A 24,309-nucleotide genomic window follows, 5' to 3' on the forward strand; every position below is an offset into this window, starting at 1 on the left:
TTCATTACGTAAAACCCTGAAAAATGGCGATTTCTTCACGTTCCATGCATATATACCCCCGTTTGTGAGGGAGTAATGAAGGAAGTGTTACACCTCTTGGCAACCGGTAAATCGGCGCGTATAAATGAACTTGTCAACGCGACATCGACGGCACGGAGAACATCTCCGCCCGCCAAGTTGATGGGACGGCGACAGTGCGGTGCCGGCGACGGTGCAGCACAAAGCCCGATTAAAAATGAGGGTTATGAAATTTACCGTAATAAAAAGGGGACAGGCGACCAATGCGCCCGTCCATCATCGGCAGCATCAACGCCGATGTTGCTGGCGGTAAGATTCATCGCCCTTGTTCTTCAAAGGAGAAGACTATATGCAGTCAGCAGCAAAGCCGACTACAAAAAACAACATGGACTTGAGCCGCAAGGTGGCTTACTCCTTCGGTAACGTAGGCCAGTCCGCGTTCTACAACGTGTTGAGCACGTACTTCATCGTGTACGCGACCTCCACGCTGTTCGCAAAAACCGATCCGGCGCTTGCCGCCAAGCTGATCGGCATCATCACCGGTCTTGTGGTTGCCATCCGTATTGGTGAGATCTTCCTTGATCCGCTGCTGGGCAACCTGATCGACAACACGAACACGCGCTTCGGACGTTTCCGCCCATGGCAGCTCGCCGGCGGTATCGTCTCGGCAATCCTTTTGGTGGTCATCTTCACGGGTCTGTTCGGCCTTGTGAACGTCAACACCACCGCCTTCATGATCCTGTTCGTGGTCACGTTCATCGTGCTCGACGTGTTCTACTCGATCCGTGACATCTCTTACTGGGGCATGGTGCCTGCTCTGTCCTCGGACTCCAAGCAGCGCTCCATCTTCACGGCCATGGCCTCCTTCGGCGGCACTATCGGCTACCACGGCATCACCATCATCGTCATCCCGGTCGTGTCCTTCTTCACCTGGAAGTTCACGGGCACTTGGGCTGAAGGCCAGTCCGGCTGGACCGCCTTCGCGATCATCGCCGCGATCCTCGCGATCCTGACCTCCTGCTCCGTGGCGTTCGGCGCCAAGGAATCCACGAGCGAACTGCGCCAGAAGGAACAGAAGTCCGGTTCTCCGCTCGACGCCTTCAAGGCGATCGCCCAGAACGACCAGCTCCTGTGGGTCGCACTGTCCTACCTGCTGTACGCGGTGGCCAACGTGGCAACCTCCGGCGTGATGTTCTACCTGTTCAAGTTCGTCCTCGACATGCCGACCTCCTACTCGCTCGTGGGTGTGGTCCCGATCTTCGTGGGCCTGATCGCAGCTCCGCTGTACCCGGTCCTCAACCGCTTCATCCCGCGTCGTTACCTGTTCCTGGGCGGCACGCTGCTCATGGTCGTGGCCTACGTCATCTTCATCATGGCTTCCCACAACCTCGCAGTCATCGTCACCGCGCTCATCTTCTTCTACACCCCGGGCGTCTTCATCCAGATGACCGCCATCCTGGGCCTGACCGACTCCATCGAGTACGGCCAGCTGAAGAACGGCAAGCGTAATGAGGCCGTCACGCTTTCGGTCCGCCCGATGCTCGACAAGATCGCTGGCGCTTGCTCCAACGGTATCGTCGGCTTCATCGCAGTGGCCGCAGGCATGACCGGTTCCGCAACCGCGGCCGACATGACCGCCTCCAACATCCAGACCTTCAACGTCTTCGCCTTCTACATCCCGCTGGGATTCATCGTGGCCTCCATGCTCATCTACATGTTCAAGGTCAAGATCGACGAAAAGTCCCACGCCGAGATGGTCAAGGAACTGGAGCGCCGTCTGGCCGCCGACAACACCGACGCCAACGAGAACAACGAAGTCTCCGCTGTTGAGACCGTCGCCAACTCCGAGAACGTGGTGCTCGCGGAAACTGAGTCCTCCGTCAAGAACCTCGAACTCGAGGCCGAGGAACTCGAAGGCTCGACGAGCAAGTCCAAGGACAACGACCTGGGCGAACATGTCAAAGCCAACCGCTCAAGCAAGGTCTCGGTCGACTGACCTAGGCGCCTGAGCCAATAACCAAACATTGCACAAGGCCGGAATCCTTTCCAGGGTTCCGGCCTTGTGCGTGTGGGAGACATTTGTCCGCGACAGGGGGAGCGGTGCGGATTGTTCGTGGTGGGACACGCCGTCAACACTAAAATTTGGTAATAAATTTTACTTTCATTTAGTAAATGTGTAGGCTTTGTGAATACGTGGATCAACGATCGATTCATGGAACGGCACCAGGAGTTTCACGCCGTCCGTCTTCGAAGGAGAAGAAGTAATGGAAACCGCATCCCAACCAACCCCTACCAAAAAAACGAATGTCGGCAGAAAATTCGCGTACGCCTGCGGCAACGTGGGCCAGTCCGGCTTCTACAACGCGCTCAACACCTATTTCGTCATCTATGTCACGTCCGCAATGTTCGTCAATGTCGACAAGCATTTGGCCGACAAGCTCATCGGCATCATCACGGGCCTGATCGTCGTGATCCGTATCGCGGAAATCTTCCTCGACCCGCTGCTGGGCAACCTCATTGACAACACGAACACCAAGATGGGCCGCTTCCGCCCGTGGCAGCTTATCGGCGGCACCGTGTCGGCCATCCTTATCGCCGTGGTGTACTCGGGCCTGTTCGGCCTCGTCAACGTGAACACCACGGCCTTCATTGTGCTGTTCGTCATCACGTTCATCGCGCTCGACGTGTTCTATTCGCTGCGCGACATCTCTTACTGGGGCATGATCCCGGCCCTGTCCGAAGATTCCCACGAGCGTTCCGTCTACACGTCGCTCGGCTCTCTGGGCGGCTCGATCGGCTACAACGGCGTGACGATCATCGTGGTGCCGATCGTGACGTTCTTCACGGCCAAGTTCACGGGCGAATGGGTCCAGGGCCAGTCCGGATGGACAAGCTTCGGCATCTTCGCGGGCCTGCTCGGCCTGCTGACCGCGTGGGGCGTGGCTTTCGGCACGAAGGAAAGCAAAAGCGCGTTGCGCGCCAAGGCGCAAAAGAACGGCTCGCCGCTGGCGGCGTTCAAGGCCATTGCCCAGAACGACCAGCTGCTGTGGGTGGCGCTGAGCTACTTCTTCTACGCCGTGGCCAACGTCATCACGGGCGGCGTGCTGCTGTACCTGTTCAAATATATCCTCAACATGGCGGAAGCGTATTCGATTGTCGGCGTCGTCTCCATTGTGGTGGGCATGATCGCGGCCCCAATCTATCCCGTGCTCAACAAGTTCATTCCGCGCAAGTTCCTGTTCCTGGGCGGGGACGTGCTCATGATCATCGCCTACATCATCTTCATCATGGGACCCAAGAGCCTGCCGACGATTGTTGTCGCGCTCATCTTCTTCTACATTCCGGGCACCTTCGTGCAGATGACGGCGATCCTGGGCCTGACCGACTCGATCGAGTACGGCCAGCTGAAGAACGGCAAGCGCAACGAGGCCGTCACGCTTTCGGTCCGTCCGATGATCGACAAGATCGCGGGCGCGTTCTCGAACGGCATTGTGGGCGCCATCGCCGTGGCCGCCGGCATGACGGGCACGGCGACGGCTTCCGACATCACGTCGTCTGGCCGCGCCACCTTTAATACGTGGGCGTTCTACGTGCCGCTCGCCTTGATCGTACTGAGCATGCTCACGTACGCGTTCAAAGTGAAGATCGACGAAAAGATGCACGCCCGTATCGTCGCCGAACTCGAAGCGAAGCTCGCGTCGGGCGAGATCGAGGACGACCTTGAATCGGACGACGAAAATTCCGACGACGGTGCCGCCGTCATCGAGCCGGCCGATATCGAGTCCGTCCTCGCGCCGGCCGTGGCGGATATGCGGACCGTCAAATAATTATCGACGGTAATAGTCGACAATATGGGGCGCCCGTCTTGCGAATATTGTAAAGACCGAGTGCCCTTTCTTTACTTAATAAGTAAATTTTATTACTACTGAACATAGAACCGGATTCAATGGGGAACCGGACAACGTAAGGACTATCAATCATGCAGCACGCAGACAACTGGCCACTGGGACACGGACCGAACGCGCAACGCCGCGAATTCCGTTGGCCGCAACTGCTCACCGCCGATGGCAAAGGCATCGCGTACGGAGGCGACTACAATCCTGACCAATGGCCCGAGTCGGTGTGGGACGACGATATCCGCCTCATGAAAAAGGCGCACGTGAATGTGGTGGCGCTTGGCATTTTCAGCTGGGACAAGCTGCAGCCCACCGAATACGAATGGGATTTCACGTGGCTCGACACGATTATCGACAAGCTCGGCAGCAACGGCATCTCCGTGGATCTGGCGTCCATGACGGCCACGGCCCCCATGTGGCTGTATGAAAAGTATCCCGAAGTGCTGCCCGTGGAAGCCAACGGCGACGTGATCAACGCGGGCAGCCGCCAGTCGTGGAGCGCGGAAAGCCCGATTTTCAAGCGTTTCGCGCTGGAAGTGTGCAAGCGCCTGGCCGAACGCTACAAGGACAACCCGTATGTGACGGCATGGCATATCGGCAACGAGTACGGCTGGAACCAGCGCCACGACTATTCGAAGAACTCCGAAGACGCGTTCCGTCGCTGGTGTAAACGCAAATACGGCACGATCGACGCGCTCAACGAAGCGTGGGGCACGGCGTTCTGGAGCCAGCACCTCAACTCGTTTAGCGAAGTGCTCGTGCCGCGCCACATGGGCGCCGACTCGATGGTCAACCCTGCCCAGCAGCTCGACTACGAACGTTTCGGCTCCGACTCGATCAAGGAATTCTACAAGGCCGAACGCGACATGATCGAATCGATTTGCCCCGACAAGCCCATCACCACCAACTTCATGGTCTCGACCGACCAGTGCGTCATGGACTATGCGGACTGGAGCGACGAAGTGGATTTCGTCTCCAACGACCACTATTTCACGGCCGGCCGCACGCATGTGGACGAACTGGCGTGCTCCGACTCGCTCGTCTCGGGATTCGCCAACGGACGCCCGTGGTACCTGATGGAGCACTCCACGTCCGCCGTGCAATGGAAGCCGCTGAATGCGCGCAAGCGCCACGGCGAAATGACGCGCGACGCGCTCGAACACGTCGCGTTGGGCGCCGACGCCATCTGCTTCTTCCAATGGCGCCAATCGCGTTCGGGCGCGGAAACCTTCCATTCGGCCATGGTGCCGCACGCGGGCGAGGACTCCAAACTGTTCCGCGAAGTGTGCGAACTGGGCGCAACTCTCGAGGCGCTGTCCAAAGCGGGCGTGCAGGGCAGCGAAGTGATGGCCGGCGACACGGCCATCCTGTTCGACGCCGACTGCGAATGGATGACGCGCTGCGAAACGTTGCCGAGCATGCAACTGAACCATTTCCACGCCGTACGCGACTGGTATTACGCGTTCCTCGACGCGGGCGCACGCGCCGATGTGGTGCCGCTTCGCGGAGACTGGAGCGCCTACCGGACCATCGTGATGCCCACGATGGTCAACATTTCCGAGCAAGCCGCACGCCGCGTACGCGAATTCGTGTGCGCGGGAGGACGCGTCATCATCGACTACGCCACGGGACTTATGGACGAAAACTTCCACGCGGCACTCGGCGGATACCCGGGCATGCTGCGCGACATCGCCGGAGTACGCAGCGAGGAAGTCGTGATTCTGGGCGAAGCGGACGGCGAACCAGACGCGCTGCAACTCGACAGCGGCGCCACCGTACGCCTGTGGGCCAACGACGTCACCTCGGTAGGCGAGGGCGCGCAAGTGCTGGCCCGCTACGTGGGCCCGGAAGCGCAGGACATGGAACTGGACGACGTTCCCGCCATTGTGCAACATCCGTTCGGCGAGGGCGTCTCGTGGTATATCGGCTGCGACCTGTCAGTGGAAGCCAAAGCGAAATTCCTGTGCGAACATGTCACGGGCCAGCCGCAGGAAGCCCCGTCCATCATCCACACGGTACGCGGCGACGAACACGCCACCTACCACTTCTATCTGGCGCGCGACAAGAAAGCGCACACCATCACGTTCGAGGGCGAACCCGTCGTCGCGTTCCGCGCGCGCACGGACGCCAACAGCGCACAACTCGAACGTTCCGGCATGCTCGTGACCAAAATCGCACGGAAATAACATGTCCCCGCGCATGGGAAGGAAAATCGTGCTAGGTTAACGAACGGATGCTCGCGTCATATATAAAGGAGAGCGAATGAAGGACCATGAGCCACGGCGGTTCCGCCACGCCACCATGCAAGATCTCCCGCATATGGAACGCATCTATGAACAGGCCCGCGCCCTCATGGCACGCAACGGCAACCCCACGCAATGGGGCACGCAATTTCCCAAACCCGAAGTGGTCCGCGACGACATCGCCAACCAGCGGACCATACTGCTGACGGACCACCTCGGGGAACAGGGGAGCGAACGCATTCTCGCACAGTTCGCGCTGTGCCCCGGAGTCGACCCCGCTTACGGACATATCGAGGGCGCGTGGCTCGACAACGACCCGTACGTGACGATCCACCGCATCGCCTCCGCGGGGCTCGTGCGCCACGCGGCGCGCGACTGCATCAACTGGGCCGTGCAACACTACGGCAACGTGCGCGCGGACACGCACCCCAACAACAAAGCCATGCAACATGTGCTGGAAGGATGCGGATTTGCGCGCTGCGGCCTCATCCAGGTTGTGGACCGGCCCGTCGACACCACGCGCATCGCCTACCAGCGCCACGCATGGTAAGCCGCAATTCGCCCAATCGCTAAGTTCAGGAGGAAACGCGCGGTTCGTCGCCGCGAAAGACAACAATGGAACACATGACTGCTAGTGCGCTTACACAATGGGACTTTTCGAACAAGCAAGGGGAGGCGAACTACCAGCATGCGCTGCGTGAATATCCGGCGCAGGCCATCGTGGACATGCGCGTATTGCGCGACAACATGCGCCATCTCGTGCAAGTGGTGAACGCCGACCCTAACTCTCCACATACCGCCGTGATGGGCGTGGTCAAGGCCGACGCCTACGGACATGGCCTTATCCCCACGGCGCTCGCGGCGCTCGCGGGCGGCGCCACCTGGCTCGGCACCGCGCAGGCGCGCGAGGCGCTATTGCTGCGTCGCGCGGGCATTGGCGAAGACCGCGCGCATATCCTCACATGGGTCAACAACCCGCTGATGGTCGCGTACGACGAACTCATCAAGGAACACATCGACGTGTCCGTCGGCACGCTCACCGCGCTCGAACATATTGTGGCCGCCGCGCGCCAGACGGGACTCAAGGCGCGCCTCCACGTGAAGGTGGACACGGGATTCGGCCGCAACGGCTTCACGTTGGCGCAATTCGACGAGGCCGCGGCCGCCCTAAAGGCCGCCGCCGACGAGGGCAGTATTGAAATCGTGGGGCAGTGGAGCCACCTGGCCGTGGCCGACGCCCCCGACGTTCCGGATTTCGTGGAGGAAACCGACCGCCAGATCGCGGTGTTTGAAGAGTTCACGCGCCGTATGAAGGACGCGGGCATCGCGCCGCAGATCCGTCATCTGGCCAATACGGCCGCCACCCTGACGCGTCCGAATATCCATTACGACCTCGTGCGCCCGGGCGTGGGCTTGTACGGCTACGAAGCCGACCCCGCGATGGGCACACCACAGGATTTCGAACTTACGCCGGCCATGACGCTGCAGGCGCAGATCAGCTCGGTCAAAACCGTAAGCGCGGGCCATGGCCTGAGCTACGGGCGCGTGTACGTGACGGACGAAGAAACTTCCGCGGCCATCATTCCCGTGGGCTATGCCGACGGCATCCACCGTTCCGCCTCGGGATTCAATGAAACGGGATCCAAGCACACCACAAGGCTGGGCGCGCCGTTGCGCGTCATGACGAAGGACGGCCCGCGCATCATGCGCGTCTCGGGCCGCGTGTGCATGGACCAGTTCATCATCGACTTGCATGGCGACGCCGAACAGCTTGGCGTGCATATCGGCGACACCGTGGAATTGTTCGGACCGGGCCGCGGCGCCGACTTTGGCGAGCCGACGGCCGACGACTGGGCCGCGGCCGCCGACACGATCAGCTACGAGATTTTCACATGCTTGCGCAACAGGGTGCCGCGCCTGTATGAGCATGCGCGCGAAGTGCTGGACGAATCCGATTTGGCGCTTATGGACGAAAGCTCGCTGCTGTGATCGGCGCGCGCGGCGACGCGATCGACCGCTATGAAGGCTACGGGCCCGGCGATCTTGAACGCTGGGCCCCCGAGCCGCCCAAATCCGTAAGGCGTACGGAATTTGAACGCGACCGCGCGCGACTCATCCATTCCTCGGCGTTGCGCAGACTCGGCACCAAAACGCAGGTGCTGGTGGCCGGCAGCGACGATTTTGTGCGCACAAGGCTCACGCATTCGCTGGAAGTGGCGCAAATCGGCCGCCAAATCGCGCAAATGCTAGGCTGTGATCCCGATGTGGTGGACACGGCATGCCTGGCCCACGACTTGGGGCACCCGCCCTTCGGCCACAACGGCGAAAGCGCGCTTGCGCGGATCGCCGCATCCATCGGCGGATTCGAGGGCAACGCGCAAACCTTGCGCATCCTGACGCGCCTCGAACCCAAAGTCATGTTCCCCGACGGGGCCAGCGCGGGACTGAACCTCACGCGCGCCTCGCTGGATGCCGCCGTCAAATACCCGTGGACGCTCGCACAAGGACAGCTGCTCGGCAAAGGCCGTAAATTCTGCGTGTATCCGGACGACGAACCCGTGTTCCAATGGCTCAAACGCGGGGCTCCCGCCGGCTGCACGCCGCTCGAATGCCAGATCATGGACCTTTCCGACGACATCGCCTACAGTGTGCACGACGTGGAAGACGCCATCGCCATCGGGGCTTGCGACCCGGCCGTGCTGCGGTCGGCCTCGGTGATCGACGCCATTGTGCAAGATATCCGCGCATGGTACGGAATGCAGTGGGACGCGGACCTGCTCGTCAAAACTTTCGCGCGTTTGACGCGCCTGGGCGTATTCCCCAAGGAATTCGACGGTTCGCGCCGCGCGCTTGCGCATCTGAAAAACATTACGAGCTTCCTGATCGGCCGGTTCGCGGGATCCGTGGAGGCCAGCATGCGTGAAACCTACGGTCCGGGTCCGTTGGCGCGCTATGACGCCGATATTGTGGTTCCCGAGCTCACGCGTTACGAAATTGTGGCGCTCAAGGGCATCGCCGTGCATTTCGTGATGGCTCCCCGCCAGCGCAAGCCCATGCATTATGAGGAGCTGCGTATTGTGGAAGACCTTGTGGACGTGATGATGGCGCATTATCCAAAGCCGTCGCCCGTGCTGGAACCCGTATTCCTCGGGGACTGGAACGAGGCGTCCACGCGCGACGAATGCCTGCGTGTGGCCATCGACCAGGTGGCCAGCTTGACCGACGCATCCGCGGTAGGCCTTCACGCGCTCGTATGCTCCTGAGGTATGCTGATTGCTTATGGCAGGGAAGATTACGCAGGAAGATGTAGACAAGGTCAGGCAAACGGCGGACCTTTATGAGATTGTGTCCGCCGACGTGCAACTCAAATCGGCCGGCGGCGGCAGGTTCATGGGATTGTGCCCGTTTCATGACGACAAGTCGCCCAGCATGAGCGTCAATCCGCAAATGGGATTGTGGCACTGCTTTGCGTGCGGCGCGGGCGGCGACACCTTCAAATACATAGAGCAGCGTGACGGCGTGGATTTCCGTGGCGCCGTGGAATTGCTTGCCGACCAATACCATATTGAACTGCATTATGAGCATTCGGGTACGGGCAAGCCGCGCGAGGAACGCTCCACGCGCCAGCGCCTGCTTGCCGCCAACGAGGAAGCGCAACGGTTCTTCGTCGACCAGATCGCCCACAACCCGGAAGCCGTGGTCGCCCACAAAATGCTCGACGGACGCAACTTCTCTTGGAACGACGCCATGCATTTCGGCTGCGGATATGCGCCCAAAGGCTGGGACAACCTCGTACGCCACCTTTCGGAAAAAGGCTTCACGCAGCAGGAAATGATGGACGCGGGCCTTGCGCGCCGTGGCAACAACGGCACCGTATACGACTATTTCCGCGGCCGGGCCACTTGGCCGATCCGCGACACGGCCGGCAACACGCTGGGATTCGGCGCCCGCAAACTGTTTGACGACGACAACGCCGGCAAATACCTGAACACGCCCGACACGGCCCTGTACCGCAAAAGCCAGGTGCTCTACGGGCTTGACCTGGCCAAAAACAGCATTCAAAAGAAACGCCAAGCCGTAATCGTCGAAGGCTATACGGACGTGATGGCCATGCACCTAGCCGGCATCGACACGGCCGTGGCCACCTGCGGCACGGCGTTCGGCAAGGAACACGCCAACATCATCCGCCGCCTGATCAGCGACGACAAGATCAGCGGCATCCAGCTCGTGGGCCCGCAAAAAGTGGAAGGCCAGACGGCGAGCTCGCGCGTAGTGTTCACCTTCGACGGCGACGCCGCGGGACGCAAGGGCGCCTTGCGCGCGTTCGGCCTGGACACCTCGTTCCAAGCGCAGACGTTCGTGGCCGTGGCAAGGGACAATCTCGACCCGTGCGACCTGCGCATTTACCATGGCGACGAGGCCGTGCGCTCGCTCATCGACCATGCCTCTCCGCTCTACGATTTTGTGATGCGCGAGCTCGTCAGCCACTTCGATTTGCAGTACACCACGGGACAGGTGGGCGCCATGAAAGCCGTGGCGCCGATTCTGGCCCAGATCCGCGACCGCTCGATGTACGACATGTATGTGCGCAAAATGGCCGGGATGATTGGCGTGGAAGTGGACGTCATGCGCAAGGAGGCGAACGCGGAGCGATCGCGCCAGCATGTGCGCGACGAGGACGCCTATGCGCAACCCCAGAGCTACCGTTCCAATTCGCGCTACGAGCAGGTCTCGCCCTCGCAGCAGCGTGTGGAACGTCTGGATACGGCCAGGCGCAACGCACGCCGCCAGCAGTACTTCGCCGTGGACGACACCGTGTTCATGACCGAGCAGCAGTTCATGGCGCTTGTGTTGCAGGCGCCATACGCGTTGGAACCGGAACTGTTCGGCGCGCTTACCGTCGACTCGTTCATGGTTCCGGCGTTCCGCGGCGTGTTCCAGGCGCTGGTGGTGGCCGGCGGCCTGCCCAACGGCCAGCCCGCGCAGGCGTGGAACGCCCATGTGCGCGAGGTGGCGGGACCCGTGATCATGCCCGTGATCGACGAGCTGAGCGTGATGGACGTGCCTGTCGCCTCCCATGAGCGTTTCGGCTCGCGCGGAGAAACCGGCCGGCCCGACGCCGACCATCCGAGCGAGTCCCAGCGCACCGCCGTGGATGATCTGGCGAAAAAGCTGCTGGATCTGGGGTATATGCGCCGCATTGCCGCCATGCAAATGCAGATGGACCATATGCCCGAAGGTCCGGAAAAAATAGCCATGTTGCGTTCGCTTGTCCAATTAGAACAGGAGCGTGCGCAACTGCGCGCCCGGTAATGTGCAATTAGGGCAAGGCGATGTGTGATATATGCCCGACAATGGGCACCCCCGTCGTATGACAAATGTTCATATTATGGCTTTATATTGCCGTTTTTGTCATGATGTGGGGCGTGTTCTGCTACTACAGTATTCGTAAAAACTCCGTATAATATACAGGAGTTTGCTCATGCGATGGGCGTGATCCGTGATGGACGGGCCGCCGCATGCGCACATCGTGGTAGCAAAGAGACTGCCGCGAGAAGGGGATAGCCGGGAATCTGTCCCTGGACCATTGTGGATTTGGGTACACAATGATGTGCGAGCGAATCAGAAGAAGCGGAAGTAAAGAACCATGTATAGAGCAGTTGCAAAATTGGCGAGCGGTGTAGCTATGTTTGCCATGCTCCTGGGCGTAAGCGAGTGTTCGCATACGGGCGGCATCGCCGACATCACTTCGATCATCACGTCCGACGCCTCGGTACAGGACAAAGTACGCGTCAACACGGCCGACACCGTGCCATCTACTCCCGACACCATGGTCTGGATGAACCAGGTGAACAGACATCTGGGCTTCGAGGAAGACGACAAGCCGCACCGCTTGAGTCTGTCGTCATCGCACGAGATGCTCGCCAAGATTTCATGGTGGGCCCAGCCCACCGAGGATGCGGGCGGCAACCGGCACGCCTCCTTGAGCAGCGACATGATGGTGCTCAGTCCGCTGGAGCATGGCCAGTACACATTGCACACCTATTGTGACGGCACGGGATCGTTCACGATCAAAATGACGATGAACAAGGAACAGACCGACAAGCACAATATTGCGTGCGCGCCCGACATGGTCTCGAACCTCGACATCGATATGGACGTGCAGCGCGACGGCGAACAAGTCTCGGTGCGTTTCGTGCCCACGGGCGCCACGGAAGCCGCGGCGGGATTCATGTTGGAGAAGGACGAATAATCTCTGCCTGCGAACGGTTCGGCGTGTCTATAGAGATTTGTCGGTAATTAAGGCGCATCATCGTGCCCTTTTTACCGACTTTTTCAATTTTTGGTCGGAAATTCAGCACGCCGAAGTGTCATGAATGGCGCAATTCCATGTAGGATGGGACAGTATTTGCAGTCTGTTCACGGAGGAGACGAATGCGACGTAGGTTGCTCACGATCCTCAGGAGCGAAACCATTCTCGTCGTTGCCACGATCCTGGCTCTCATCTCCTGCTTCATTGTGCATCCCGATAATGATTATTGGGGCTACGTGCATGTCAGCACCATCGCCCAGCTGGTTTGCTTGATGCTGGTGGTGTGCGGTCTGCAACGACTCGGCGTATTCCGCGTCATCGGTTCCGCGCTGTTGCACCGTGTCAACACGGCGCGCGGCCTCGCCATCACGTTGGTCGCCCTTCCGTTCATTTCCGCCATGTTCATCACGAACGACGTGGCGCTCGTCACTTTCGTGCCGTTCGGCGTGGCCGTGCTGAAAATGGCCAAACTGGAAGACAAGTCCGTCATGATGTGCGTGCTCATGACGATCGCCGCGAACGTGGGCAGCATGCTCACGCCTATCGGCAACGCGCACAACCTGTACCTCAAGGCGCTTACAGGCCTGTCCACGGGACGGTTCCTCGAGATCATGGCGCCGTACTCGGGTCTTGCGCTTGTCATGCTCGTGATCATGTGCTGCGTGTGCTTCGGATCCCAGCCCGTCACCGAGTTCAAGGACAAGGATTCCTCGGGCATCGAGCGCGGTCTGCTCGCGCCGAATCCCGAAGGCGCCCAGCCCGACCAGATCATTGTGGACGGTTATGGCAAGCATCGCCGCAACTGGCATATCGCGGCGTACGTGGCGCTGTTCATCCTGTGTATTCTCACCGTATCCGACCTCTTGCCGCTGTGGGTCATGTGCGTAGTGGTGGTATTGGCCGTGATCCTGATCGATCCGGGAGTCTTCCGCCATACCGACTGGGCGTTGCCGATCACGTTCATCATGTTCTTCATTTTCATTGGCAACATGCGTCGCGTCCCGCAGTTCGACGAGCTCGCCCAGGCGTTCGTGGGCCAGCATCCGCTGGAAGTCGCCGTCGTGTTCAGCCAGGTCATTTCGAACGTGCCGACCACGCTGCTGCTGTCCGGATTCTGCGACAAGTGGGTGCCGCTGATTATCGGTACGAACTTGGGCGGCATGGGTACGATCATCGCGTCGATGGCGTCGCTGATCACGTACAAGTGCGTCACCAAGGAATACCCAACCAAGAAAGGCCGTTATCTGGCCGTCTACAGCGCCGCGAATTTCAGTTTCCTGATTATTCTGATGGGATTGAGCTACATTATCGAGTAGTGCGTTCCGTATGATGCGTTGAATATTTCCGATATGTGAGTGCGCGGCGATACAGGCGTGTATCGCCGCGTTTTGTATGCGTTCAGTGATGCCGCGCTGGTTTGGTTGTGGCGCTGGCTAATATCGAAACGACATGAAGCAAGCCGAGGGGGAAATGATGAGGACTGATCTGCTGGACAAGATTTCGGGCCCGCAGGATGTCAAACATCTCACACCGCAGGAATTGGTGGAACTGTGCAAGGAGATCCGGACGGCGTTTGTGGCGTTCGGCAAGGAACACGGTGGCCATATCGGATCGAATCTGGGCCTGGTGGAGGCGAGTGTCGCGTTGCACTACGTGTTCGACTCTCCGCAGGACAAAATCATTTTTGACGTGTCGCATCAGGCGTATGCGCATAAAATGCTGACGGGCCGCGCCGACGCGTTCACCAAGGCGGAACAGTTCGGTACTGTCACGGGCTTTACGAACCCCGCGGAAAGCGAGCACGACCAGTTTGTGCTTGGACACACGGGCACGGCAATCTCGTTGGCGTGCGGCATGGCGCAGGCGCGCAACCTGGCGCATGAACACGGCCAGACGACCGACGTGAACAATGTGGTGGCGATTATCGGCGACGGCGCGCTCAGCTCGGCCGTCGCGTTCGAAGGCCTGAACAACGCCGGTTGCCAGCAGGGCAATCTCATCATTGTGCTCAACGACAATGAAATGTCGATTGCGGAAAACCATGGCGGCATGTATGGCACGCTCGCCAAGATGCGCGAATCGGGCGGTTCCTACCAGCCCAACCTGTTCGAAGCGTTCGGACTCGACTACCGCTATGTGGAAGGCGGCAACGACGTGAACGCGCTCGTCAAGGCATTCCAGGACGTCAAAAACAGCGAACAGCCGATTGTGGTGCACATCCACACCACGAAGGGCCTTGGCATGGACGCGCAAGACGCCGAACATGGCGTCCGCGAAGGCCATTGCGAACGCAACCACTGGCAGGATCCGCTGCGCGACGAAGGCAAACCGTTGGGTGCGCGCAAATACTATGGTCAAAAAGTCATGGACCATATTCGCGCCAGGCTCGTGGGGGAACCCAACGTCGTGGTGATTTCCCCGGCCACGCCGGGCTCGAACGGCATTGTGCCCGAGTTCCGCAAGGCCGCCGGATCGCATTACGTGGACACGGGCATCACCGAAGAACACGCGGTCTCTTACGCCTCGGGACTGGCCAAGGCGGGATGCCGTCCCGTGGTGGCCACCAGCGCCACATTCTTCCAGCGCACTTTCGACCAGTTGCAACAGGAAGTGTCGCTCAACGGCCAGCCCGTGACGCTATTGTCGTTCGGCGGCGGCATGACGGGCGCCGACAACACGCATTCGGGCGCATTCGACATCGCCATGTTCGGCAACATTCCGGGGCTCACCTGTTTGGCTCCGACGAGCGCCAGCATGCTGCTCGACATGGTCGACTGGTCCACGAGCCTTGAGAACACCAAGCCCGTGGTCATCCGCGTCCCAGGAAACGCCGTGCTGCAAGCCGACCGTGGCGGCCTGGATGAGACCCCAGTAAACGTGCAGGCCGCGCTGCATGCGCGCATCGAAGGGCACGGACAGCCGTGGAGCCGCTATGTGACGCGCCAGCATGGATCGCAAGTCGCGCTTATCGGTTTGGGAGACGCGCATGTGTGGGCCGGTGAAGTGGTGGACGCGCTCGCCGAACTCGACGAGCCCATCCACGCCAGCTGGATCAATCCGCTGCAATTCTCTTCGCTCGACGAATCGACATTGCGGGCGCTGATCCAAAACCATTCACTGGTTGTAACGTTGGAAGACGGGCAGCTGGAAGGCGGCTGGGGCGAGAAAATCACGGCGTTCTACCAGAACGAACTGCCGGGAATGCCAATGCATGTGCTCAATTTCGGTTTGGCCAAGGCGTTTACCGACCGCGTGCCAGTAGACGAGCAGCGCAAGGACAACCACATGACCACGCAGGACATTGTCAACGCCATCTGCTGCTACCTATCCGGGGAAACGCGTGCATAAATGAAAATCCGTCCCCAGTGCCATACTGGGGACTCGGTAAGCCTCCATAGCTCAATTGGATAGAGTAGCGGCCTTCTAATCCGTCGGTTGCCGGTTCGAGTCCGGCTGGGGGCACAATTTTTCCCGTTCTTCATGATGGACGTTTGCGCCGCGCCATGGCGCCGTTCCCGTAGTCTAATGCTCGTAATGAGTTGTCCATCTTGAGGAGCATTCCGTGACGAACGTCGTTCCCACCACCCAGTCCTGCCCGCCTGTGGCTGTCATTATGGGGTCCACAAGCGATTGGGACACCATGAAACATGCGTGCGACATTCTCGACCAGTTCCACGTACCCTACATGAAACGTGTGGTCTCCGCACACCGCACCCCGGAATTCATGGCCGTATTCGCGCATACCGCGCGTGAACGCGGACTCAAGGTCATCATTGCGGGCGCCGGGGGAGCGGCGCACCTGCCCGGCATGGTCGCCGCGCAAACCACGCTTCCCGTGATCGGCGTACCCGTACAGTCCCATGCGCTCAACGGCCTCGACTCCTTGCTGTCCATTGTGCAAATGCCGGGCGGCATTCCCGTGGCCACCACAGCCATCGGCAAGTCCGGCGCCACCAACGCCGGACTCCTCGCCGTAAGCATGCTGAGCATCACCGACGAATCCCTGGCTCAGGCGCTGGAAGACTATCGTGAAACGTTGAAGCAGAAGGTGGAGCAATCGAATGCCGAGCTTGTCTGAGGAAACGAATGGCGCCGCCACCACATTGCAGGCCGGAGCAAGCATCGGCATTGTAGGGGGCGGCCAGCTGGGACAGATGATGGCCATCGCCGCACGCTACCAAGGTTTTGGTATTGAAGTGCTCGATCCGGGCTCCCCATGTTCCGCGGCCCAAGTGGCGGACCGCCAGATCGTGGCCGAATACGCCGACGCCGACGCGATCGCGCGGCTCGCGGACCACAACGACGTGCTCACCTACGAGTTTGAAAACGTCGACGCCGACACCTTGGACGCCGTGCGCGCCCGCGTCGCCATTCCGCAGGGCACCGACCTGTTGCGCGTCACGCAACACCGCATCGCCGAGAAAACGTTCATCAACAACCATGGCATCGCCACCGCGCCTTGGCGTCCCGTGCACAATCGTGCGGAGTTGGCCACGGCATTGGGCGAGCTGGGATACCCGGCCGTATTGAAAACGGCGCAAGGCGGCTACGACGGCCATGGGCAGATCGTGTTGCGGACTCCCGAAGACATGGAACGCGTTTGGCAGGATGCGGAGTTTCCCGAATGCGTGCTTGAAGGGTTCGTGGATTTCGCGTACGAGGCGTCGATTCTCGTCAGCGGCAACGGCAGCGACTATGTGACCTTCCCCGTGGTGCGCAACATCCACCGCCACAACATTTTGCACATGACCGTGGCCACGAGCGATGTGGACGCGCGCATCGCCGAGGCCGCGCGCGATCTGGCGCTCACACTGGCACGCGGATTCGCGCTCGCGGGAACGCTCGCCATTGAACTGTTCGTATTGGAAAACGGCGAGGTGCTCGTCAACGAACTGGCACCGCGGCCCCACAACTCGGGCCATTACACGATCGAGGCCTGCGATTTCGACCAGTTCGCTTTGCATGTGCAAGGCGTTACGGGCCAGCCCATGCCGCAACCGCGGCTGTTGTCGGACGCCGTCATGGTCAATGTGCTCGGCCAGCATGTCGACCGTGTCAGGCATGCGGCAGCAGAGCATCCCGACTGGCACGTGCACGACTACGGCAAGCAGGAACGGCGCACCAACCGGAAAATGGGCCATATAACAGTACTCACCGATAATGTCGAGCGCACTATCGGTGAGTTGGAGGCTACTGGATGCTGGGACGACTAGGCGTCACTTCTTGTCTTCTTTGAACGATCCCAGCATGCCGATCACCTGCCTGGCCGTAAGGTTGGGCAGGTAGGCGCGCAAAATCGCAATGCCGATATTCGCGAGCTTTGCCGGATCCGGGTAGCTCAAATACACGGGCTTGGCGATGGGCTGGAACTTCTTTTTGAAGTTGTACAGCGACTTGAAACCGTACGCGGGCTCCAGCATGTTGGCGACCAGCGCCAGCGAATGCTGCAGCATGACGGTTCCCGAAATGTTCGACGAATCGTCGCTTGTGGCGTCCGCCGAAGAATCGAGTCCGGCCAATGGGGCCGCAGACAAGCTCACAAACTCGATCTGGTTGTCCGGATCCTCCACGCCCTGGTCGTGCATGCGCTGGGCCATACGCGCGATCAGGAATTCCATAATGCCGTTCGGCGAATCCGTGCGGTGACGCATGAAATCAAGCGTCCAACCGATCACGCGGCCATCACGCCACGTGGGAAGCCAGCTCGTCACGCCCTGGACCACGCCGTCGGCGTCCAGCGCGTACAGGACCTGCACGCGCGGATCCTTAAGCTCCTCGACGCCGCCAAGCGTGAACTTCATTTCCGGAAGCGCCTTGCCCTGGCTCCACTGTTCGGAAATTTCCACGAACTGTTCCTGGATCTCGTGGGGGAACTCCTCATAGGTTCCCATGTAGTCCACGATGCCCGTTTTCTTCGCCTTGTTGATGGCAGTACGGATGTCCTGCCATTTCTTGCCCGTGGTCTTCCAGGCCTGCGGGTCGATGACCATCTCTTCGCCCACGAGCAGCGAATGCCAGCCGAGCTTGCCCAAATGGTCCTTGGCCTGCTCGTGAATCGCGTAGAAGCACGGCGACCAGGCGTGTTCGTTGGCGAACCTGGAGAAATCGTCGAGATCGGCCATCCACTCGTCCGGGTCTCCGAACGGGCCCGTCGTGGTAAGCGCCACACCGTTGAGTTCATGGTAGGCGACAGCGGAACGTCCCGTGGGGGAGAACCAGTAGTCGTTGCCTTCCCACGTGGTCATGAAGCTCATGGATTCGCCTCCATGCTCCACAAGTTTCTCGGCATGGGCGCGCGTCTTGGCGTCCTGGTCAAGCGAACTGTGCAGCCAGATGATCGCCACAATGACGAGCACGATCCAGAACACGATGCCCACGCCCTGGTACAGCAGCGCCGCCATCGGCGTGGTTGCCACGAACACGAGTTTCGTCTGCGTCAGGAAGCCGACGGGAATGAACCTGCTGGGCCATTCGGAAAGGATGGCCGTAAACGTCGGCTCCGGGTCGAACTGGGCGCGCATGAACCACGTGGCGGCCATGTAGAACGCCGAGCAGGCGAGGAACGCGATAATGATGATCGCCGTGCCCAAACGCAAATTGCGCTCATTCGTATGGATCGAGAAGTACCGCAGATTCGCGGCCACAAGAATGGCGAACACGGCCGGCACGGCCGTGTTGACGGCGAACGTCCAGATGGCCGTGAGCGGAATGTGCTGGGAGTGCGTGTTGAACGGTACGAACACGTAGTAGCACAACGTGAGCAGCGCGTTCAGTCCGTAGAACACGATGTTGAACCATGCCGCCGAACGGCGTCCCTTATACAGGCCTATCGCGATGATGAGCATCACCACAATGGGCAATACGGAGCGCAGGATGTCGCCGGGCATGGACGCGCGCGCCAGCGCATACTGCGCATAGCATCCGTGGACGGTCATGCCGCGCATGCATTCGGCAAGCTTGCCCATGTTCATGGATTCGGGGGACATGAGCAGCGCCATGGACGTCAGCGGACCGGCGTGGGAGCGCGACGTGGACGCCACGAGCGGGCCCAATGCCAATACAATGCCGATGGCTCCAAGAATGCGGCGCGCCTCATAGGACGACGCGTGCTGCCAGTGCCACTGGTCGCTTTGTGTGGGCTTGCCCGCGATCACGCGGCCGATGATCTGGCCGATGATGGCTGCGGCCAGCGTGCAATAGTCGCCCGGATTGCCGCCATAGAGCAGTACCACGAGGATGGCCGCATAGCCCACAATGCGGATGCGCTGGCGCCACAAGCGGTGCGCGAAACACGTGGCGGCCATAAGTGCGCCGATCACCAGCGTCACAGGGCTCAACGTGAACCCGATGTGGAATACGTCGGGAGAGCTGCCGAACAGCCAGCTGGCGCCCGCGCATACGAACAGGCCCACGAATACGCCGCCCACGGCGCTGAGCACACAGATAAGCGTGGTGCGGGCACCTCCCATGATGGGCTCGGCCAGGCACAGCACGATAAGCATCAAAATGGCTTCAACAACCAGTTGGAACAGGCTGCGTGTCAAAAAAAGCGACGGCAACAGTTTTGCGAAGTCGAAGTCGCCCAGATTCGTGGTGAGCGACGCGTAGGGAAGCTTCTCGTGCTGGATGGCGAACCACATCCACCACAGCAGGTTGACGACTATGAAACCGGCCACTACCCACAGTGCGAAACGCTGTTCGTGGGCCCACTGGCGCAAATCGGCCATAAGCCTCGACCACGCGGGGTCCGCCTCACGCCTGTAAGGCTGCTTGCGTGGTCCCGGGCGTTTGGCAGGGGATTGCTTATCCTGCTGTTCCTGCGCTGTAGGAGCGTTGCTTGCCTGCTCACTCAACCTCGTAACACCTCAATTCCCGAGTAGTCTTCCCAAGTTTTATTGACGGAACCGAGCCCCATGCGCTCGCAATACCATGGCATTGCGGCGGCGAACACCTGGTTCACGGCCTTCCACGTGTGACCCGCGTTCAACGACTCTAATTCCACGACGTGCCAACCCGCCTCGAACGCGGCCGCGCCGATAACCTTCACGTTGTTCATGGAATACGCGTCCTGGTTGCCCGCCGCGATCACCATGGTCTGGTTAGAAGGGGCGTTCTCGCGCAACGCGATCGTGGGCACCATGCGGTCATACGCATACTTGTCGCCGGCGAAATCGTCACGCACCATCTGTGCCACCGTACCATCAGTCGGCTGCAATTCGCCGTCCACGGCGAGCACATTGCCGAACAATTCCGGATAATTCGGCGCCAATGACGTGGCGCACGTGCCGCCCTGGGAGAAGCCGCCGATCACCCAGTCGTCCGGATTGTCGCTTACGGGCAGGTTGTGGCGGATCCAGTCCGGCACATCCTGCGTCAGGTAGGTTTCCGCATTGCCGTACTTGATCGTGTTGGAACACAGGCTGTTATGGTCGTCCGCGCCATTCTGGTCGGGAGACACCACAATCGGGGCCAAACCATGGTGCTCATGCGCGTACGTCGTAAGCACGCTGACCGTGTTGCTCGCTCCGAAATAGCGGCCCGGGCTTCCGGGCTGGCCGGCAAGCATCACCATGACGGGCAGTTTCGGCGGACGCTTGGCGAATGCGGCCGGCGGCAGCCACACCATTGCCTGGCGCGCCTTGAATCCCGAACGAGTATTGGGAATGTTCACGCGCATGGTCTTGCCTTCGTCGGGAACACGCTCGCTCTCTCCAAGCTCGGCCTGTTGTTTCCACTGCACAAGGCTTTCCGTTTGCGTGGACACCTCGCCGTCATGGAACAGCGGGTACGGAGAGTAGTTGAAAATGGAACCGATTGTCGTGTACTCGCCATAAATCGAGTCTACATGAATCGCGCTGGCCAGCAACGTCACGGGAATCAGCACAATGGCAACCGCGCGTTTCCAACCGCGCGTCGTGAACACCGCAGCCCACGTCCAGCCCATGATAAAGAACGCGAACGAAACGGCATGAATGACTTTCCAGCCCAATTCCGCGCCGAAAATCATCGAATTTGAGCAGAACCACGAAATGAAAAACGCGGCCACGGCGCTTATCGACGCCACGATCAACTGCACGAGCACGGGCTTGTACGAACGCCTCAACAACAGTCCGATAGCGATCAGCCCGATGCCGACAATGGTGACATACCATACGGTGGCGGGGAACCATCCTTTAAGTAAGTGAATACCCATAAAGGTGTTCACAAACGACGAGGCGAGCAACATGTTCCTTCTTTCAAGGTCAACAGACCACAGACACAGACACAATATGCGAAATCCATATAAGCCGGAACACGCAGTATTGTCCTTATTATTTATCGTAACGGGAATGGCCCATCGTAGGACATCCGTTTGTCAACGCGCTAAAAGTCGGCCTTTTACCGGCCTTTGGTGACCCACTTCACAACACGGTTTTGTCGTATTCTCGACAGACAATAGCGGACGGACCATGACCCGTGTGGTATGTGGTAACGACTCATCTGGTCTGAAGAACTGAAACGACGGTCGAACTGGCGAACCAGCGTACCGTATATGACTACAAAAAAGAACGGTTGTAGCGTGCAACAATCACAACATGAGAACACTATGAACTCCATTGAGCGGCTCGACATCAAAACGGTGGACCCCGCACAGCAGGCGATGCGCAAGCATAAGCCATTCCGCGGCTGGCTGTACGCCGTGCTGTTCATCGTCATCGATTTCCTGTGCCTGGCCATTTTGCAAATCGGCGTAAGCGAACCGACCGGAAAGTCGAGCGCCGAAACCTCCGTCGCCGGCCTTGGCGACATGATCACCAAACTCTTTACGCAGGGCAACTGCGTGCTTCTGCTCAACCTGCTGATCATCGGCCTCGTGTACCTCGTCGTGCTGATGGTCGCCAACCGGTTCTGGGTGGCTTCGCCCATCATGGTGGCGCTCGCCCTGATCATCTCCGTCATTGAGCATTTCAAAATGGAGCTGCGCTATGAAGTGGTGCAGCCCGCGGACCTCGCGTTCATCCACAACGGCAACGCGGGCGAGCTGACCACCTTCATGCCCTCCGACGCGGCCGCGACAATCACGATGGCCGCCGTAGTCATGGCCGTGGTCATCGCGCTGTGCGCGTGGCTCAACCATATCGACGGCCGCCACGGTTCCATGATCCGCATGTCGGGCAAGGCCAAGGGACTGGGCGCCATCATCCGCATCCTGCTCATTGTGCTGCCCGTGGGCGCGCTCGGCCTGTACACGCACGACGTGGGCACCACGGATTCGTGGGCGTACCATGTCTCGCGCGGCATGGGAGACACGCCTTCCATGTGGGACTCCGTATATGACGCGCAGCGCAACGGCGTGCTTCCCGCATTCCTGCGCGTCGTGAACCCGAAGGTCATGGACAAGCCGGCCGACTACAGCGAGGCGACGATGAAGCAGATCGCCGACCGCTACGCCAAGGAGGCCGACGCCATCAACAAAAACCGCGCGGACAAGCTTACGAACAGCACGGTGATCGCGGTGCTCTCTGAGTCGCTGGCGGATCCGGACAACGTGCCGGGCGTCACGCTCAACGAGGATCCGATGCCGAACATCCACGCCATCATGGAAAACACCACGTCCGGCAAGATGCTCTCGTCGGGATACGGCGGCGGTACGGCCAACCTCGAGTACATGGAGCTTACGGGATTGAGCATGGCGAATTTCGATTCGTCACTGACAAGCCCGTACCAGCAGCTCGTGCCCGCCGAATCGTGGACGCCAACCTTCAACCAGATGTGGGGCAAACAGCATTCGATCGCGCTGCATCCGTATGAAGCGTCCATGTATTCACGCGAATCGAACTACAAGAAGTTCGGCTTCTCGCATTTCTACGCGCTCAACGGCGGCACGGACGTCATTTCCCACCAGGACAAGCTTGACGATTCGCCATACGTGTGCGACAAGGCAGCGTACGAAAGCACGCTCGAACAGGTCGAGTCCACGAAGGATCCGCAATTCGTGCAGCTCATGACGATGCAGAACCACATGCCGTACAACAACTGGTACAAGAACAACGAGTTCAAGGCCACGAACACCGAGGACAGCCCGGCTCTCAAGGAATCCGAAACGGAAGCCATCGACACCTACGCCAAGGGTGTGCAGCACACCGATGAAGCCACGGCCGACTTCCTCGAGCGGCTCGACTCCATCGACAAGCCGATCACCGTGATCTTCTACGGCGACCACCTGCCCGGCATCTACAAGACGGCCGGCGAGGATTCGGCCAACTCCATCGCCTTGCATGAAACGAACTATTTCATCTGGTCGAACAAGGCGTCGGGCCGCCAAGGAGTCAAGATCGACGACAGCGCCTACTCGTCGCCGAACTTCTTCATGGCCCAGGCCGCCGACCAGATGGACGCGAAGGTGTCCCCATACCTCGCGTTCCTCGAACGTCTGCACGCCAACGTGGCGGCCATGGAACCGCCCGTGGTCAACACGATCCAGGGGTGGGACCGCATCCCCGAAGGCAACAACATCTATCTGGACCAGGATGGCAAGGAAGTCGCTTACGCGGATCTGGACGCCCAAGCCAAGCAGTTGCTGAGCGACTACAAGCTCATCCAGTACGACATCACGGCCGGCAACCACTACCTCAAGGACACCTCGTTCATGAGCCTGCCCGACAACGCGGGCACCATGTGACGCCCGGTATTCCGGTGCCGCGCACCGCTAGACAGTTGCGTGTGAAGCTTCCAATTACCGTGTGCGGTTGAGTGTGAAGCCAACACGGCCAAAGAAACGCCCGCACCATGATTTTCGCGATCATGGTGCGGGCTTTTTGGCTTTATTTGGCGGTTTTCAAAGTTCGTACCCCCGTGA

The 24,309-nt window shown here is 59.9% G+C and carries 16 protein-coding genes and 1 tRNA gene; 15 read left to right on the forward strand and 2 right to left on the reverse strand.

The window, feature by feature from the left end; genetic code table 11:
• The first annotated feature begins 75 nt into the window (after nucleotides 1–75).
• The 14 genes from BMAGN_RS08250 (at nucleotide 76) to purK (ending at nucleotide 17,683) form a co-directional block, all read left to right on the forward strand.
• Nucleotides 76–441, forward strand: coding sequence for a hypothetical protein (locus BMAGN_RS08250; protein ID WP_155802527.1), 366 nt, complete (start codon nucleotides 76–78; stop codon nucleotides 439–441).
• Nucleotides 368–2,014, forward strand: a complete 1,647-nt coding sequence (locus BMAGN_RS01335) for a glycoside-pentoside-hexuronide (GPH):cation symporter (RefSeq protein ID WP_081640853.1) — start codon at nucleotides 368–370, stop codon at nucleotides 2,012–2,014. Before BMAGN_RS08250 ends, BMAGN_RS01335 begins: the two co-directional genes overlap by 74 nt.
• 268 nt (nucleotides 2,015–2,282) lie before the next feature.
• Nucleotides 2,283–3,845: a glycoside-pentoside-hexuronide (GPH):cation symporter gene (locus BMAGN_RS01340; RefSeq protein ID WP_022859630.1), complete on the forward strand. Its 1,563-nt coding sequence runs from the start codon at nucleotides 2,283–2,285 to the stop codon at nucleotides 3,843–3,845.
• 152 nt (nucleotides 3,846–3,997) lie between these two features.
• Nucleotides 3,998–6,100: a beta-galactosidase gene (locus BMAGN_RS01345; protein ID WP_022859631.1), complete on the forward strand. Its 2,103-nt coding sequence runs from the start codon at nucleotides 3,998–4,000 to the stop codon at nucleotides 6,098–6,100.
• A 76-nt stretch (nucleotides 6,101–6,176) separates the two neighbouring features.
• Complete coding sequence (locus BMAGN_RS01350) at nucleotides 6,177–6,707, forward strand: GNAT family N-acetyltransferase (RefSeq protein WP_022859632.1); 531 nt, start codon at nucleotides 6,177–6,179, stop codon at nucleotides 6,705–6,707.
• A 74-nt stretch (nucleotides 6,708–6,781) separates the two neighbouring features.
• On the forward strand, nucleotides 6,782–8,146 hold the full coding sequence (gene alr / locus BMAGN_RS01355; protein ID WP_022859633.1) for an alanine racemase: 1,365 nt from the start codon (nucleotides 6,782–6,784) through the stop codon (nucleotides 8,144–8,146).
• Entirely contained in the window at nucleotides 8,143–9,420 is a 1,278-nt protein-coding gene (locus BMAGN_RS01360) for a deoxyguanosinetriphosphate triphosphohydrolase (protein WP_022859634.1), read from the forward strand. The genes alr and BMAGN_RS01360 overlap by 4 nt, the downstream gene beginning before the upstream one ends.
• A gap of 16 nt (nucleotides 9,421–9,436) precedes the next feature.
• Nucleotides 9,437–11,470, forward strand: coding sequence for a DNA primase (gene dnaG, locus BMAGN_RS01365; protein WP_022859635.1), 2,034 nt, complete (start codon nucleotides 9,437–9,439; stop codon nucleotides 11,468–11,470).
• A 373-nt stretch (nucleotides 11,471–11,843) separates the two neighbouring features.
• A complete protein-coding gene (locus tag BMAGN_RS01370; protein WP_022859636.1) occupies nucleotides 11,844–12,410 on the forward strand; it encodes a hypothetical protein in 567 nt (188 codons plus the stop codon).
• A 182-nt stretch (nucleotides 12,411–12,592) separates the two neighbouring features.
• Nucleotides 12,593–13,786, forward strand: coding sequence for an SLC13 family permease (locus BMAGN_RS01375; RefSeq protein ID WP_022859637.1), 1,194 nt, complete (start codon nucleotides 12,593–12,595; stop codon nucleotides 13,784–13,786).
• Nucleotides 13,787–13,943: 157 nt separating this feature from the next.
• Nucleotides 13,944–15,818 carry a 1-deoxy-D-xylulose-5-phosphate synthase gene (locus BMAGN_RS01380; RefSeq protein ID WP_026501986.1) on the forward strand — a complete coding sequence of 625 codons (1,875 nt, stop codon included), beginning with the start codon at nucleotides 13,944–13,946 and terminating at the stop codon, nucleotides 15,816–15,818.
• A 40-nt stretch (nucleotides 15,819–15,858) separates the two neighbouring features.
• Nucleotides 15,859–15,932, forward strand: a tRNA-Arg gene (locus BMAGN_RS01385).
• Between the two features lie 151 nt (nucleotides 15,933–16,083).
• Nucleotides 16,084–16,548 (forward strand): 5-(carboxyamino)imidazole ribonucleotide mutase, encoded by a 465-nt coding sequence (gene purE / locus BMAGN_RS01390; protein ID WP_033510781.1) that lies wholly within the window; start codon nucleotides 16,084–16,086, stop codon nucleotides 16,546–16,548.
• Entirely contained in the window at nucleotides 16,532–17,683 is a 1,152-nt protein-coding gene (gene purK, locus BMAGN_RS01395; RefSeq protein WP_022859640.1) for a 5-(carboxyamino)imidazole ribonucleotide synthase, read from the forward strand. The genes purE and purK overlap by 17 nt, the downstream gene beginning before the upstream one ends.
• A 3-nt stretch (nucleotides 17,684–17,686) precedes the next feature.
• Here purK and BMAGN_RS01400 read toward each other — a convergent pair whose 3' ends face one another.
• On the reverse strand, nucleotides 17,687–20,323 hold the full coding sequence (locus tag BMAGN_RS01400) for a DUF2156 domain-containing protein (protein ID WP_238548732.1): 2,637 nt from the start codon (nucleotides 20,321–20,323) through the stop codon (nucleotides 17,687–17,689).
• Entirely contained in the window at nucleotides 20,320–21,696 is a 1,377-nt protein-coding gene (locus tag BMAGN_RS01405) for an alpha/beta hydrolase (RefSeq protein WP_022859642.1), read from the reverse strand. The genes BMAGN_RS01400 and BMAGN_RS01405 overlap by 4 nt, the downstream gene beginning before the upstream one ends.
• A 360-nt stretch (nucleotides 21,697–22,056) precedes the next feature.
• Here BMAGN_RS01405 and BMAGN_RS01410 point away from each other — a divergent pair, with 360 nt between their 5' ends.
• On the forward strand, nucleotides 22,057–24,132 hold the full coding sequence (locus BMAGN_RS01410; RefSeq protein WP_022859643.1) for a sulfatase-like hydrolase/transferase: 2,076 nt from the start codon (nucleotides 22,057–22,059) through the stop codon (nucleotides 24,130–24,132).
• The last annotated feature ends 177 nt before the right edge of the window (nucleotides 24,133–24,309 follow it).

The sequence above is a fragment of the Bifidobacterium magnum genome, assembly GCF_000741255.1.
Classification (GTDB): domain Bacteria; phylum Actinomycetota; class Actinomycetes; order Actinomycetales; family Bifidobacteriaceae; genus Bifidobacterium; species Bifidobacterium magnum.